At 58.7% G+C, this 14,771-nt stretch carries 13 protein-coding genes and 4 pseudogenes; 12 read left to right on the top strand and 5 right to left on the bottom strand.

What is annotated here, in order from left to right:
• Positions 1–98: 98 nt before the first annotated feature.
• Positions 99–2,054, top strand: a complete 1,956-nt coding sequence (locus tag FPZ52_RS00385; protein ID WP_146362651.1) for a TonB-dependent receptor plug domain-containing protein — start codon at positions 99–101, stop codon at positions 2,052–2,054.
• A gap of 3 nt (positions 2,055–2,057) precedes the next feature.
• On the opposite strand, the gene FPZ52_RS00380 is transcribed toward FPZ52_RS00385, so the two are convergent.
• The 3 genes and pseudogenes from FPZ52_RS00380 to FPZ52_RS00370 all read right to left on the bottom strand — a co-directional run bounded on the left by FPZ52_RS00380 (position 2,058) and on the right by FPZ52_RS00370 (position 4,216).
• Positions 2,058–2,537, bottom strand: coding sequence for a MarR family winged helix-turn-helix transcriptional regulator (locus tag FPZ52_RS00380; RefSeq protein ID WP_146362649.1), 480 nt, complete (start codon positions 2,535–2,537; stop codon positions 2,058–2,060).
• Positions 2,538–2,573: 36 nt separating this feature from the next.
• A pseudogene (gene tnpA, locus FPZ52_RS00375) lies at positions 2,574–2,846 on the bottom strand (IS200/IS605 family transposase); the annotation flags it as partial.
• 293 nt (positions 2,847–3,139) lie between these two features.
• The gene (locus FPZ52_RS00370; protein ID WP_146362647.1) at positions 3,140–4,216 is read right to left on the bottom strand and encodes an ABC transporter ATP-binding protein; all 1,077 of its coding nucleotides are present in this window, start codon (positions 4,214–4,216) and stop codon (positions 3,140–3,142) included.
• A 130-nt stretch (positions 4,217–4,346) separates the two neighbouring features.
• Here FPZ52_RS00370 and FPZ52_RS00365 point away from each other — a divergent pair, with 130 nt between their 5' ends.
• From FPZ52_RS00365 to FPZ52_RS19470, 9 genes and pseudogenes are all read left to right on the top strand, one after another.
• A complete protein-coding gene (locus FPZ52_RS00365; RefSeq protein WP_146362645.1) occupies positions 4,347–5,042 on the top strand; it encodes a GntR family transcriptional regulator in 696 nt (231 codons plus the stop codon).
• Complete coding sequence (locus tag FPZ52_RS00360) at positions 5,039–5,947, top strand: alpha/beta hydrolase (RefSeq protein ID WP_146362643.1); 909 nt, start codon at positions 5,039–5,041, stop codon at positions 5,945–5,947. The genes FPZ52_RS00365 and FPZ52_RS00360 overlap by 4 nt, the downstream gene beginning before the upstream one ends.
• Positions 5,948–5,979: 32 nt before the next feature.
• The gene (locus tag FPZ52_RS00355) at positions 5,980–7,197 is read left to right on the top strand and encodes an ABC transporter substrate-binding protein (protein WP_146362641.1); all 1,218 of its coding nucleotides are present in this window, start codon (positions 5,980–5,982) and stop codon (positions 7,195–7,197) included.
• 149 nt (positions 7,198–7,346) lie between these two features.
• Positions 7,347–8,231, top strand: a complete 885-nt coding sequence (locus tag FPZ52_RS00350) for a carbohydrate ABC transporter permease (RefSeq protein WP_146365594.1) — start codon at positions 7,347–7,349, stop codon at positions 8,229–8,231.
• Positions 8,231–9,064, top strand: a complete 834-nt coding sequence (locus FPZ52_RS00345; RefSeq protein ID WP_146362640.1) for a carbohydrate ABC transporter permease — start codon at positions 8,231–8,233, stop codon at positions 9,062–9,064. The genes FPZ52_RS00350 and FPZ52_RS00345 overlap by 1 nt, the downstream gene beginning before the upstream one ends.
• 29 nt (positions 9,065–9,093) lie before the next feature.
• Entirely contained in the window at positions 9,094–9,981 is an 888-nt protein-coding gene (locus FPZ52_RS00340; RefSeq protein WP_146362638.1) for a sugar phosphate isomerase/epimerase family protein, read from the top strand.
• Positions 9,978–10,976 carry a Gfo/Idh/MocA family protein gene (locus FPZ52_RS00335; protein WP_146362636.1) on the top strand — a complete coding sequence of 333 codons (999 nt, stop codon included), beginning with the start codon at positions 9,978–9,980 and terminating at the stop codon, positions 10,974–10,976. The genes FPZ52_RS00340 and FPZ52_RS00335 overlap by 4 nt, the downstream gene beginning before the upstream one ends.
• A gap of 42 nt (positions 10,977–11,018) precedes the next feature.
• Complete coding sequence (locus FPZ52_RS00330) at positions 11,019–12,131, top strand: mannitol dehydrogenase family protein (RefSeq protein ID WP_146362634.1); 1,113 nt, start codon at positions 11,019–11,021, stop codon at positions 12,129–12,131.
• A gap of 11 nt (positions 12,132–12,142) precedes the next feature.
• Positions 12,143–12,496 (top strand): annotated as a pseudogene (locus FPZ52_RS19470) (SAF domain-containing protein); the annotation flags it as partial.
• Here the strand turns inward: FPZ52_RS19470 and FPZ52_RS19085 are convergent.
• Both FPZ52_RS19085 and FPZ52_RS19530 read right to left on the bottom strand, forming a co-directional pair.
• A pseudogene (locus FPZ52_RS19085) lies at positions 12,481–12,735 on the bottom strand (transposase); the annotation flags it as partial. The pseudogenes FPZ52_RS19470 and FPZ52_RS19085 sit on opposite strands and share 16 nt — an antisense overlap.
• Positions 12,736–12,882: 147 nt before the next feature.
• Positions 12,883–12,987, bottom strand: a pseudogene (locus tag FPZ52_RS19530) (IS5/IS1182 family transposase); the annotation flags it as partial.
• A gap of 47 nt (positions 12,988–13,034) precedes the next feature.
• On the opposite strand from FPZ52_RS19530, the gene FPZ52_RS18825 reads away from it, so the two are divergent.
• Entirely contained in the window at positions 13,035–13,271 is a 237-nt protein-coding gene (locus tag FPZ52_RS18825; protein ID WP_168201235.1) for a hypothetical protein, read from the top strand.
• A gap of 277 nt (positions 13,272–13,548) precedes the next feature.
• The gene (locus FPZ52_RS00310) at positions 13,549–14,622 is read left to right on the top strand and encodes an IS110 family RNA-guided transposase (RefSeq protein WP_240804365.1); all 1,074 of its coding nucleotides are present in this window, start codon (positions 13,549–13,551) and stop codon (positions 14,620–14,622) included.
• The last annotated feature ends 149 nt before the right edge of the window (positions 14,623–14,771 follow it).

The following is a 14,771-nucleotide window of genomic DNA, read 5'->3' as shown; positions in this document are numbered from 1 at the left end:
ATCATGCAATTGCATGATATGGTGCCGCCAGTGTATCGGGTGCCCAGCCACGGCACCGCCGCAGCCAACATCTGAAAACCTATATCAGAAGAGTTGGCATGCCGCATTTTACCCGTTCCTGTTCATCATTGCTCGCGACCATCAGCCTGGTCGCTGTTGCACTCGGCGCTCCTTCCTTCGCGCAGGAGGTGCTCAGCCTCGACCCGATCGTCGTCCGCCAGCAGGACGAGTTTGGCTCCGCCGCCGACCGCGACAGTTCGGTCTATGTTGCCGACGCAGAGTTGGATCGCGCGCGCCAAGGAGACCTGAAAGACGTGTTCAACGGAATCGCCTCCGTCAGTGTCGGTGGTGGTATCCCCGTCGCGCAAAAGATGTATGTAAACGGGATCGACATGCTGAACCTGTCGGTCACCGTCGATGGCATCACGCAGAACAACCGCGCCTTTCACCATGTCGCCGCCAACCCGATCGACCCTGGCTTGTTGAAAGCGGTTCGCGTCGATGAAGGCGTGGCCGCTGCAGATGCCGGGCCGAACGCGCTGGCGGGTGCGGTTGTGTTCGAAACCGTGGACGCGGCCGACATCCTTCTTGATGGTCAGAACTTCGGCGGCAATGTGCGTGTCAGCTATTTCAGCAATGGGGAAACGGCCCAAGGCTCGACCACGCTGGCCGGTCGCGAAGGTGTTCTGGACGGGGTCTTCTATGCCAAGCGTGCGGTCGGTGACGACTACGAAACCGGTGGCGGAGACACCATCAAGGGCACCGGCGCAGACCTGAACAGTTACCTTCTGAAAGCGGCGGCACAAACACCGACTGGTCACCGGTTCGAGTTCATGGCGATGCAGATGGTTGACGATGCGATGCGCCCGTATCGCGCGAATTTCGGCGGACTTATTGGCGGGCGTCCGTCGCCCGACACGCGACGCTACAACACGGAACGCACGACCTACGGCCTGACCTATGAAACGGCCGATCCAACTGGGCTATGGGATCCGGAAGTTACCGTCGGCTTCTCCGAGAGCCAAATCGACGTACACAACATCCCGTGGAATGACGATTTCAGCGAAGGTACCAGCAACACTTGGTCCGCAACCGCGAAGAATACTTTCCAACTGTCTGACGTGGACAGCATCGTTGCGGGTGTCGATTACTATGACAAGACCGGCAACTACAAAGGCTTTGACAGCGACCTTACGGAAACTGCTCAGAACGTCGGGATCTTCGCCCAAGCGCGTCTGTCGCCCATAGATCGGCTGCGTCTGTCCTTCGGCATGCGCAGCGACTGGCAGGCTTTCGAGGGCGTGGATGGCTACAGCGACACATCTGCAGGGCTCAGCGGAAACGCCTCGGTGTCCTATGACGTGACCGAAGAAATCATGCTGCATGCTGGATATTCGAACGTCTTTGGCGGCATCGACATCGAAGACAACTACATCTTCGACGGACTTGCGGACTATGAAGGTCTGAAACCTTCGCGCGCGCACAACGCCGTTGCCGGTGCACAGTGGCAGCGCGGAGGGATCACCCTTGGTGGCGAAGTCTTTCAAACCAAGATCAATGATGCACGGTCAGGCACCGACAATATCGATTTTGAAAGCACCGGCTTCAACCTGAACGGCGGCTTCAACTGGATCAGCGGGTCCGCGCGCCTGACCTATTCCAACAGCGAAGTGGACGTGGATGGCGAGCCTTCCGCCAGCTATGGCGCGCTCGACTTCGGCGCGCCGCTGGGGCAGATTGTGGCGTTCGAGGTCCAACAACAGGTTGGCCTGTCATGGCTTCTCGGCGGACAGATCGAGGCAGCGGCCGATTACGACATCAGCGACGAAACCGAAACAGACGAAGACCAGAAAATCGACGGTTACACGGCGGTCAACGTCTTCGCCGAATACGTACCGCCGCAGTTCACTAATCTGACCCTGCGCGCGGAGATCGCCAACCTGTTCGACGAGGAGTACGCAGATCGCGCCACTTACGGCGGTGACTACGCCAGCGTCATCCCGTTGAGCGAACCGGGCCGATCCTTCAACGTCACGGCGACCATCAACTTCTGAAGGTCATGGATATAGCCGGATCAACACCCGGTTCAGCGCATAGGCTTCGTCTGTCGTAAGCCTATGTGACAACTCAGCCCGGATTGCGGTTCCATAAATATCCCAGATCCGGCGATGCAAGCCACGGCCAGTATCCGTCAGGAACAAACGCTGCGAACGCCCCTGCCCCGGTTCGGACTGACGGCGAACCAGCCCGGCTTCCGCGATCCGGCTGATATGCCGTGACAGGGCATATTGCGGCAGAAACAACTTCTTTTCCAGCATGGACATCAGAATGCCCGTCTCGCCCGCGCGTTCGACCTCCAGCAAGATTTCATACCAGATCGGATCAGCAATGCCCGCCTGTTTCAGTTCACGTGCTATACGTGGACCCATGCTGCGTTGAATACGCTGCAGGTTGAACCAGACCCGATGCCACGCAACCCGGGGATCCTTGTCATCGAAGTGAATGTCGGCGGGCTGGGCCTCGGGCGGGTTGGTCATGTCTGGCTCCGAACTGTGTGGACGAGCACTGAACCACTACCGGCTTGCGCCGGTAGAATCGGCGATGTGCTGTTCGAGATACTGAAGCACGATGTCTTCGGTGATGGCACCGTTGGTGGTCGAGAAATACCCTCGTCCCCAAAATCTGCGGCCCCAATAGCGCCTGCGCAACTCAGGGAATTCCCGTTGCACCTTGTGGGACGAACGGCCCTTCATCTTGCGCACGAGATCGGCGATGGCGAGTTTCGGCGGCACCGACACGAACATGTGGACGTGGTCGCTCGACAGCATCAGGATGCGAACGTCCACTGGCTCGAAGTCCGTGGCGGGCTGTTGGAACTGTTGAGCTTTGCGGAAAGAAAAAAAGCCGCGACCCTTTCGGGTGCAGCCGGGTCAGTATTTTTGGTTGCGGGAGGGCGACTTGGACACTGTTTCGCGGAACTATCTGAAGTCCGCATAGCGAGTTGATTTGGGCCAGACGGACCGTTTGTTTTGAAAACTCCTAAATTTCGGTACCTTTTGAGGTCGAGAGGCTGATGATGTTCCCGCTCGTCTTGGCACCAAAATGCCGTGGTCGCGGTCACATCACCAAGCCCATCTCGCTAAACCTCGGACAAACGTTGACCGCTTTCACTATCGAAAAAGTGAAGGTTGGCAGGATCAAATCCCAGATGAATGGGTGCATTCGGTCTGAGAGACACTTTCGGGTCAAGCCGCGCCGTCATCTCTTGTCCCTCGAAATTGCAGATCGCCATCGTGTCCGAGCCAAGCGGTTCGAATACCTCAACCATGGGGTGAAGCAGGCTCTTGTCAGAATCTGTCCTCTCCAAATGCTCGGGCCTGATACCAAGATCGATGCGGGTGCCATCAAATGCCGCGATTTCGCCAAGATCGAGAGCGGTTTCACCGATTCGAAGACGCGGTGCGCCACCAGAACGGTCAACTACTCCGCCGAACACATTCATTTGCGGCGAGCCGATAAACTCGCCGACGAACCGACAGTTGGGCTTTTCGTACAACTCGATCGGCGGCCCCTCCTGCACGATATGCCCGCCGCGCAGCACAACAACCCGATCAGCCAATGTCATCGCTTCGGTCTGGTCATGGGTCACATAGACTGTCGTGGTTCCAAGCATTGCGTGCAGCCGCTTGATCTGCGTTCGCATTTCCACCCTCAACTTGGCATCGAGATTAGAGAGTGGTTCGTCGAACAGGAACACCGAAGGCTCACGCACAATTGCGCGGCCCATAGCGACGCGCTGCCGCTGACCGCCGGAAAGCTGACCGGGCCGTCGATCCAGATAGGGTTCGATCTGAAGAATGCGCGCGGTTTCCGCCACGCGAAGCGCGATATCCTTGGCCTTCCAGCCACGCATCTTCAACCCGAAGCCGATATTGTCAGCATTCGTCATATGCGGATAGAGCGCGTAATCCTGAAAGACCATTGCAACGTCGCGCCCGCGCGGTTCGATATCATTTACGACCTTTCCGCCAATCTGCAAGGTGCCACCTGAAATAGTCTCAAGACCGGCAATCATCCGCAGCATCGTAGACTTGCCACAGCCGGACGGGCCGACGAAAGCGACGAACTCTCCGTCCCTCACATGCAAATCCACGCCGTGAATCGCACGCACCGGCCCGTAATCCTTCACAATTTTCTCTAGCTTGATTTCCGCCATGGTTTCCTCCCCGGAGCAACACGTGGTCAATCTGAAATTCGATGTTGCATTATCGATAATTAGAATGTTATCGATAATGCAACATTGGAACAAGCCGGAAATTTGGCAGAAATCGAAAGGCACGGGGGGAATGGCAGTCGAAAGCTTCACGCAACAAGACACGGATCTTGTGCCGCGCCAGTCGAGCCGACGCAGTCACACCGTCTATGTCGCGCTGCAGAAGCAGATCGTGCTGGGCGTGCTCGAACCCGACGCGGTCGTGCTGGAGCTTGACCTTGCACAACGCTTTAAGTGCAGTCAGGGAACTGTTCGCGAGGCACTGATGCAGCTCGCCGAAGAAGGCCTCGTGATCCGGCTGCCCCATCGCGGAACCCATGTAGCCCCGTGCAAGACGGCTGATGCACGTGCGTTGATCGGGATCCGCCTGAACATTGAATGCGATTATCTGGACCGCGTCATTGAAAACACTGACCAGGATCTGCTGGGGGATCTTCATGACAGGCTGAATGCCATGCGCAATGCAGCCCGTGACGCCGACGAATACCTGCTCTCACTGCATGACCGCGCTTTTCATGCGCGACTTTTCGCGTCGGCAAATCTGCCGGTCGTGGCTCCCATTCTGGCGCGCTGCCTGATCCACAACCACCGCTTCAAGATCCTAAACTCGCAGCCTAATCGCGAGCTTGAAGAAACGGCCGAGCGTCATGTGCAGATTATCCGGTCGCTCGAACAGCGCGATCTGGACGGTCTGAAGACCCTGCTTTGCCATCACATATCGACAATCGTCGATTTCGGCCCCGACCTTACTGGCGCGAGGAGTAAATGAGCGAACCGACAGCCAATATGAAACGCGTGTTGGATCGACTTGCAGTCGAGGACAAGGGGCTTGCCGATCCAACGACGCTCGCCCCCGGTGCCGGTCGCGCATTAGCAGCCCTTACCAACATGCGCTGGAATGACGATTTGCCCGACGTTGCTGAGGCGCGAACAGTGATGATCTCCGACATGTCGGCGCGCTATGTTGTCCCGAAAAACGACGCGGGGACCGACGCGATCCTGCATGTGCATGGCGGCGGTTTCTCATTTTGCTCAGCTGCGACACATGAGGGCGCAGCCCGCCGTCTCGCTATTGCATGCCGTGCCCCAGTGCTTACAATCGATTATCGCCTCGCGCCCGAACAGCCCTATCCCGCCGGAATGAATGATATCCTCGACGCATGGAGTGCCCGCGCACCCGATCGCCGCTGGAGCATTGCTGGCGACAGTGCCGGTGCAAATCTGGCGCTCTGCGCAATGTTGCGCTTGATCAACGAGGGCGCGGAACTGCCAGCTCAGGCGCTGTTATTTTACGGCGTTTACGGCGCGGATTTCAACACACCGTCCTATGTCGCCCATGCCGACGGGCCGGGCCTCACTCGAGAGAAGATGCAGAGATACTGGGATTGGTACACCCCCGCCGATACGCGGAACGTGGAGACCGTCGCGCCTCTGCACGCCAGCGACGCACAGCTTCGTGCGCTGCCACCGCTCTATCTGAATGCCGCAGGCCTTGATCCGCTGCGATCTGAATCCGAGACGCTGGCGGGACGTTTGCACGCCTTGGGGCGGGCAGACCCGTTCGATCTGATCGACGGCGTCGTTCACGGTTTCATGCAAATGGGCAGCGTCCTGCCCGAGGCACGGCACGCGTTCGAGAAAGCAGGCGAGATATTCAAGACACGGGCTGCATGAGGATAGCGGCAACATCTGGGAGGAGACAAAACATGACCATCTTCAAAACCTTGGGCTTAGCAAGCAGTGCTTTGGCTCTCAGCGCGGCAATAGCTTCTGCTGACAGCACGGTGCGCTTCTGGTACCATTTCGACAATGCCGACAACCCGATGGATGAACTCGTCGCCAGTTTTGAGGCCGCGAACCCCGGCATCACCGTCGAGGCCGAGAACATCCCTTGGAACAGCTATTACGATAATCTCTATACGGCGGTGATCGGAGGCAACGCGCCTGACGCGGCCATGGTCAAGATGTTTGCGCAACCCCGCCTGATCGGCATGGGTGCTCTTGAACCGATCGGAGAACGGATCGACGCATGGGAAGGTAAATCCGACCTGCAGGACAATCTGCTGGAGCTGACCAAAGCCGAAGACGGGCAGTCCTACTACCTACCGGTACAATATGTCGTTCTGTATCTCTATTACCGTCCCGACATGTTCGCCGACCTCGGTCTTGAGGTGCCCAAGACCTGCGAGGACTTCCGCAATGTCGCCAAACAACTGACGCGCGACACCGATGGCGACGGGCAGACCGACATCTATGGCTTCGGTTTCCGCGGCGGCAAGGGTGGTCACGACCACTGGGGCAGCTTCACCCTCGGCGGTGATGGCGTAAACCTCGTCGGTGGGATGGAGAACGACAACGCCATTGCGGGCACGCAGTTCGTGATGGACCTGTTCCAGGAGGACAAGGTTTTCCCGCCCTCTGCGCCCAACGATGGGTTTCAGGAAACCATCGGCGGCTTCAAGGCCGGCAAGACGGCGATGACCATCCATCACATCGGATCGGCGAATGGCATGGTCGAAGCGCTTGGCGACAATGTCGATGCGGCGCCGGTCCCAAGCTGCGGCGGAGGTCAATGGACCGCCTACGGCGATGAAAGCACTGCTGTTCTGTCCTCGGCCGAAGATAAGGACGCAGCATGGAAATGGATCTCGTTCCTCTCGGAATCGGGTAACAACGCCAAGTTCAATGAAGCGACAGGCCAGCTGCCAGTAACAAAATCCGACAGTGACGGCTGGACGCTGCATCCCAAGCGTTTCGTGGATGCGACCGTCAACTCGCTGCCTTTTGCGCATCTTCTGCCGAACACGCCAGAGACCTCGGACTTCGTGAACACCGTCTGGCCAGTGGCGATGCAGCGCGCCCTGACCGGTGAAATTACAGCAGCAGAGATGAACGCTGAGATAGCGAAGCTTTACGGCAACTGACCCCACACCTCCCCGATTGGGGTGGCGACTACGCGCCGCCCCGGTCTCTCCAGTTTTCCAGTCACGCGCGGGCACCGTCCGGCGCGAAAAGGTGAGCCATGTCTGCACAAGACCTCAACCCATCTGACCGCCCCGGCCCGAAAGAAGACATGACCGGCACCCGGCTTGGCCGCAGCGTATTGCCCTATGCGATGCTCTCGCCCGCTGTGATCGTCACACTCGCCATCGTGTTTCTGCCGATGCTGCAAACCGCATGGATGAGCCTGCATGATTACGTGCTGTTTCGCCCCAACGACTTCACCTTCGTCGGACTAGATAATTTCATTGCCGCGCTGCAGGACGAGGTCTTCTGGATCTCGCTCAAGCACACTGTGATCTGGATCGGCGTCACGATCCCCGCGCAGCTTCTACTGGGTCTGGTAACCGCGCTCCTGCTGAATCAGAACTTCCCTTGGCGCCCTGTTGCACGCGCGCTGATCATCATCCCTTGGGCCCTGCCCTCAGTCGTGATCGCGCTGATGTGGGTCTGGATCTACGACAGCAATTACGGCGTGATGAACGATTTCATGCTGCGTCTCGGACTGATCGAACAGGCTGTGCCTTGGCTTGCGGATCCGAAGACGGCGCTCGGCGCGATCATACTCACACTGACGTGGCAGGGCTTCCCCTTCTTCGCCGTAATGATCCTCGCAGGGCTGCAATCGATCCCGCGCAGCTACTACGAAGCCGCTTCCATCGACGGGGCCAGCACGTGGCGGCAATTCTGGCACATCACGCTGCCGGGCATCTCGGGCGTGCTCGTGACCTCGGTGTTGCTCCGTACGATCTGGGTCGCCAATTCCTTCGACGTGATCTTCGTGATGACCGGAGGCGGTCCGGGCTATTCCACCTACACCCTGCCGCTCTACGCATTTGTCAAAGCGCGGACTAACCTCGACTTCGGCTATGGATCGGCACTGGCGGTACTGTTCACCCTTCTGCTTATGGGCGTCGTGATGGTCTATCTGCGGCGGACCGGAAAGGCGGTGCAATAATGGCCCTGCGCAAGCTCCCGCTCGGACGGCGCCTGCTGATCGTCGATCTGCCGATGGCACTGATCCTCGTCTTCACGCTTGGCCCATACCTCTGGATGTTCATCACCTCGGTCACGGACGAATCGAAACTCTTCACCGAAGGCCCTTCGATCATCGGCGCGACCATCGACAACTACACGCGGTTGTTTCGCACCGTGGGTTTCGGTGACAACCTTTTCGACAGTTTGATCGTCTCCTGCGGCACGGTCGTGGTTGGCCTCTCGCTCAGCATCACGGCAGCCTATTCTTTTTCGCGCTTCTCATTCCGGGGCAAGAAAATCCTGATGCTGCAATTCCTGCTGATCAACATGTTCCCGCTGGTGCTGCTGATCCTGCCGCTTTTTGTGCTGATGCGGGTGCTCGGGCTGCTTGATACACATCTGGCACTGATCATCGCGAATTCCACGGTCGCGATCCCGTTTTCGATCTGGATGATGGTCAGCTACATGAACGGCATTCCCAAATCACTTGATGAAGCCGCGATGACCGATGGTTGCACCCGCCTCGGCGCGCTGCGCCGCGTGGTTCTGCCGCTCTGCGGACCGGGCATCGTGGCAACCGGCATCTATATCTTCATCACCTCCTGGAACGAGTATCTCTACGCGCTGACGCTTGGTGGCCGCAACGTGCGCACCATCACCGTCGCGGTACAGACCCTGATCGGCGAATACGAGGTCCAGTGGGGCCTCATGACCGCCGGCGGAATCGTCGGTGCTATGCCCGCGACGGTGCTGTTCCTCCTTGTACAAAAACGCTTGATTTCCGGCCTGACGCAGGGCGCGGTCAAAGGCTGATCCACACGACACGAGAAAGGAAGACGATCTTGGATAATCCGATCGGTATCATCTCCATGCAGTTCATCCGGCCTTTCACCGGCAAGGACCTGCACTATTTTCAGAAAGCCGCCGATCTGGGGTTCGACTTTGTCGAGCTTCTGGTGCCCGAGCCCGAGGATAACTTGGACCCTGCCGAAACGCGCCGTGCCGCTGAAGACGCTGGTCTCTCGCTGGTGCTGGCTGCACGCGTCAATCCGCAACGCTCCATCGCGTCAGAGGATCCGAGCGCGCGGCAGGGTGGCATCGATTACTTGAAGCATTGCGTGGACGCCGCCGAGGGTCTCGGTGCGCGTATCATCGGCGGCCCGCTTTACGGCGAACCTATGGTCTTTGCCGGACGCCCCCCAATGCCGCGCAGTGACGAAGATATCGCAGCACGCGCCGAGCGCACAGTAAACGGTCTGGCCGAGGTTGCCCCGGTTGCCGCCGCCGCTGGAAAGGTCTTCGGACTAGAGCCGCTGAACCGGTTCGAGACCGACATCATCTCCACCACGCGTCAGGCCATCGAGGTCGTCGACAAAGTGAACAATCCGGGGCTCGGCGTCATGCTCGACACCTTCCACATGAACATGGAGGAACGCTCCATTCCCGATGCAATCCGCGCCACAGGCGACCGGCTGGTGCATTTTCAGGCGAACGAGAACCATCGTGGTCATGCAGGGACAGGACATATCGACTGGACAGCCGTGATGCGCGCGCTGCACCATATCGGTTACAAAGGTCCAATCTCGCTGGAGCCCTTCCGCCGGGACGACGACCGTGTCGCTCTGCCCATAGCGCATTGGCGCGCACCTCGTGAAGACGAAAGCGCCAAACTGCGTGCGGGACTCGGCGTCATCCGCTCGGCACTGGCTCTGGCGGAGGTGGCACAATGACACTCAACATCGGATGGATCGGCTGCGGACGTCACGCGCGTCAGATGCTTTTGCCGCAACTGGGACGCAACGATATCCGCATTGCCGCCCTATGCGACCGGGACGAGGCCGCGATGTCGGCGGTGGCCCATGAATATGGCGTGACCTCGCTCCACAGTGATTTCAAAGACCTCGTGGCAACTCCCGGCCTTGACGCCATCGGCATGGCCGTCGGGCCTGAGCTACACCGCGCGGCCTCTATTGCTGCGCTTCAGAACGGACTGCCGGTTTTCATGGAGAAGCCCCCTGCGGCGGATGCTGCGGGCGCGCGCGAGGTCGCGGATGCCGCCCGAAAAGCCGGAAAGCCTGTGATCGTCGGCTTCATGAAACGCTACTCTACCGGCAACAAGATTGCCAAGAACGTGCTCAACAGGGGTGACTTCGGCCAGATCCTTGGCATCACCGGCAGCTACATGACCGCGCCGACCTATTTCGAGGGCGAGCCTGACTACACCGGATTCTATCTGCATCACTGTGTGCATTACATGGATCTGATCCCCTGGTTCTCGGGGGACGATTTCGCCAACATGACGGTACGCAAGATCAGCCCCACGCCGGGCAAGATCCTGTTTCACCTCGGCTTCACCGGGTCCAACGGCACTATCGGCAACATCGTCATGGGCACGACACAGTCACGCGGCACTCCGATGGAAGAGATCCGCATCATGGGCGACCACACCCGGCTTGAAGTCGACAACATCATCAACGTGAAGCTGTTCCGCGATCCGCCCTTCAAGGCGGATGATGCGGAAGCAACGCTCGACAACGCCGCGGATACGCTGAGTTGGACCCCGAACTTCACCGCTGCCGCCAACGAGGATCACAAGGGCTACAACGCGCTGATCGCCGATGCCGCTGCGGTTCTGCGTGGCGAAGATTGCGATGTCCCCGACATCGAAGACGGTGTGCGCGCGATGGAGCGGCTTGAACGCATGATCGCATTGATTGAAAGCTGAAACGAACGGGCCGCGCCGTCGCGGGCCCCGAGAACGGTCACCATGCCCCACACCGAAAAGACTCCCATCATCCAGTTTGGTACGTCGCGTTTCCTACAGGCGCACGCGGATTTGTTCCTATGCGAGGGCACCCCTGCGCGCGCGATCACCGTCGTGCAAAGTTCGGGAGACCCGGGCCGTGCCGCACGTCTCAGCGCGCTCGCCGATCCTGCGGGCTTTCCTGTACGGATCAGGGGCATCGAGAATGGCCGCGTTATTGACGAGGAACATCGTGTCCACAGTGTCCGGCGAACTCTCTCGACTGCGACTGACTGGCCCGAACTGGAAAATCTGGTCATAGATGAAGCCGAAATCATCCTCTCCAACACCGGAGACAACGGCTTCGATCCATGCCCATCTGATACCTCAGCAAAGTTCGATCAAGCCATGAGCTATCCTGCCAAGCTCTACCATTTGCTGAGCGGACGGTTTCTTGCTGCGGGTACGCCTTTGACCATATTCCCAATGGAACTCATCCCAGAGAACGGCAGGGTCCTGCGTGAGCGTGTCTTAGAGATCGCCCGTCAGCAAGGTGCCGCCCCCGCGCATATCGACTGGCTCAACGCCTGTCTCTGGGCAAACAGTCTGGTCGATCGCATCGTTTCTGAGCCAATCGACCCCGTCGGCGCGGTCGCCGAGCCCTACGCGCTCTGGGCGATTGAGAACCAGCCCGGTCTCACCGCACCGACCGTGCATTCCGCCATACAGATGGTCGATGCACTGGAAGCTGTCGAACGGTTAAAGTTGCACATCCTCAACCTCGGTCACACGGTGCTGGCATCTTTTTGGAAGGACGGCGTGGGAAACCCGGACGCGCTGGTGCGAGAATTGCTTAGAGAACCCGATGGTCGACGGATGCGCAGGGTGATTGAGGACGAAGTCCTTCCTGGCTTCGCAGCTCACCAGATGGGAGAAGAGGCGGAAGAATACCTCGCCACGACACTCGAGCGGTTTTCCAATCCGTTTCTCGACCACCGGATTGCGGATATTGCTCAGAACCATCCCCAAAAGGTCGCGCGTCGCATCACCGCCTTCCTCGCGTGGGCGCGAACGGCCGATCCGGGCTACTGCGCACCTACGCTTGAAAAGATCGCCGCCGAAGGAGCACCGTCGTGACCGCGCGCCTCATGATACTCGACCCTACTGATACCGTCACCGTGGCACTCGACAACGTTTGTGCGGGTGATACTCACGACGGGCTGACTGAGCGGCAAGACATCGCAAGCGGTCACAAGATAGCCAGGACCACCATGAAAACCGGCGCGCCAGTCATCAAATACGGTCAGATCATTGCAATCGCCTCGCAAGACATTGCGGCGGGGGATCATGTCCACGTCCACAATTGTGCTTTGCCTGAACAGCACTCGGACCAAAGTATCACCGCAGGCACTCGCGCCAATCCGCCATCCCGGACAACTTTTCAGGGCTACGAGCGTCCGGACGGGCGGGTTGGTACGCGCAATTTCATCGGCATCATGGTCTCGGTCAACTGTTCTACCACGGTCTGCGATGCCATCGCGGCCGAGGCCAGGATCGTCGAACGTGGCTCCTTCGGCCCAGTCTTGAGATCCTCGACTGTCTGGCGTTTACGCCATTTCGCGACGGTCTTGGGATTGATGCCCAGTTCCCGGCTCAGCGTCGCGAGCGAAGCCTGCGATCGTTGTATTGCAGCTCTGACGGCGTGCGTGGTCGTGGCGCTCCCGTGACGAACTTGTCCCATAATGCCTCCTTCCATTCCTGAGAGAGGATCGCACCATCAAACCGTGGGATCAAACACCTAGCCCATAAGGGCGAATTTGCCGCAAACTGTTACCTTGGGTGTCGCCTCAATCCGAGGGTGCATCGGTTGTCCGAACCCACGGGCTCCACTGAGACGATTAAACGTGTTGGCCCGTGTCCGGCGACAGCCGTGCGGGCCATACTCGCCCTGCGCATCGCGCCAGCGCAACCCATTGCGGTTGACAAATATAATGATCGAGGAGAACCCCTCTTTCGGCTATGCTAGGTGCGCAGGAGGCATTGCGTGATCTGATCAACCGCATCGTGCTGCTGCCGAACGCATCGACGGGCAAGCTCGACATCCGCCTGGAGGGCGATCTAGCGGGATTGCTGCGCCTTGCGGTGGGAAGGGGTTCTGCAAATGCAGCGAAGACCTCGGACGATAGATCCGAAGTCTTTGATACTATTAGTAAATTAGTGTTGGCTGCGGGAGTGGGCAACCGCCGCTTCCTACCTGACCTAGTCTGCGCTGTGTGACTCCTGCTTTGCGCGTCCGGCGACCAGAAATCCTGATCAATGATCGGCACGAGAGGGCGCTCCCTGGACCCGGACGACATGAGCTCAAGAGGGAGCGCGGCTTGGCACACGCATGAACGACACTGAACTTAGGAGCCTGAAATGGCGGCAGGCGTGTCCATGCCTCGGCTTTCAAGCAGTTCCGGCCCTAACCGGATGAGGTGGGTGGCTCCTGCTCCACCGGCATCGAATGTGCCAAAGTGCAGTTGTTGTTGACTGCTAGGAAAGGAGCCACCCAATGACAGTTAAGACAATCGGCCTGGATTTGGCCAAGGATGCTTTTCAAGTTCACGGTACTTCTGAGAACGGACGTGTGATTTTCAACAAGGCAATCAAGCGGGCGAAGCTTTTGGCGTTCTTTGAAACCTTGCCGCCTTGCACCGTCGGGATGGAAGCTTGCGGATCAGCTCACCATTGGGGTCGCACGTTACGCAAGTTCGGCCACGATGTCAGGCTGATGCCAGCGAACTACGTGAAGCCCTACGTCAAACGTGGAAAGACAGATGCGGTTGATGCGGAAGCGATTTGCGAGGCAGTCAGGCGCCTGACGATGCGTTTTGTCGAGATCAAGACAGAGGATCAACAGGCGGTTCTGTCGATCCATCGCACTCGCGACTTGGCTGTCCGGCAGCGCACCCAGATGGCCAACATGACCCGCAGCTTGCTACGCGAGTTTGGGCATATTCTGCCGATTGGGATTGAGGCGGTCACAGCGTTCGCCAAGCGCCATCTGGATGGAGATCACCCGGACATGCCGGATATCGCAAACGGCATGCTCGGCATGCAGTGCTATCAGTTCATCGGCTTGAACGAGCGTATTGCGGGTTACACGAAGATGATCGAGCAGCATGCGATGCTGAGCACAGACGCACGCCGACTGATGCGCATGCCTGGCATCGGGCCGATCACGGCATCGGCGATTGTCGCAACGATCGGCGATGCAAAACAGTTCCGCACAGGGCGCGATCTGGCAGCCTGGCTCGGACTGACCCCTCTCAACAAATCCAGCGGCGGCAAGGAACGTCTGGGCAAGATCACGAAGCAGGGTGATCGCTACATTCGCAAACTGCTGGTCGTGGGTATGACGTCTCGCGCTGTCATGGCAAAACGTTCGCCAGAGAAAGTTGATCTCTGGACGGCGAAGATTATCGCAGACAAACCATTCCGATTGGCAACAACCGCCATGGCCAACAAGGCCGCTCGGGCCATCTGGGCGATGCTCACGAAAAAAACAGGAATACCGGCAGCCTGCGTTCTAACCGCGCCGACTGCCCACGAGATGCAAGACGTTGAAGTGATGATGCGGAAATAAGTCAACCAAGAGCAAGGACACTCCGGGAATGGCAGCGGCCCTTTGAGGTCGATAAGCCGATTGGAACCTCGTTCGCGGAATTCATCAGGGCCAGTGGAACACCACCACACAAACAGGCCGGACAGACGACAGTACTGACAAAAATGACC

Origin of the sequence: Qingshengfaniella alkalisoli (assembly GCF_007855645.1) — a bacterium.
Lineage (GTDB): Bacteria > Pseudomonadota > Alphaproteobacteria > Rhodobacterales > Rhodobacteraceae > Qingshengfaniella > Qingshengfaniella alkalisoli.
This window is presented reverse-complemented; position numbering and strand designations above follow the sequence as displayed.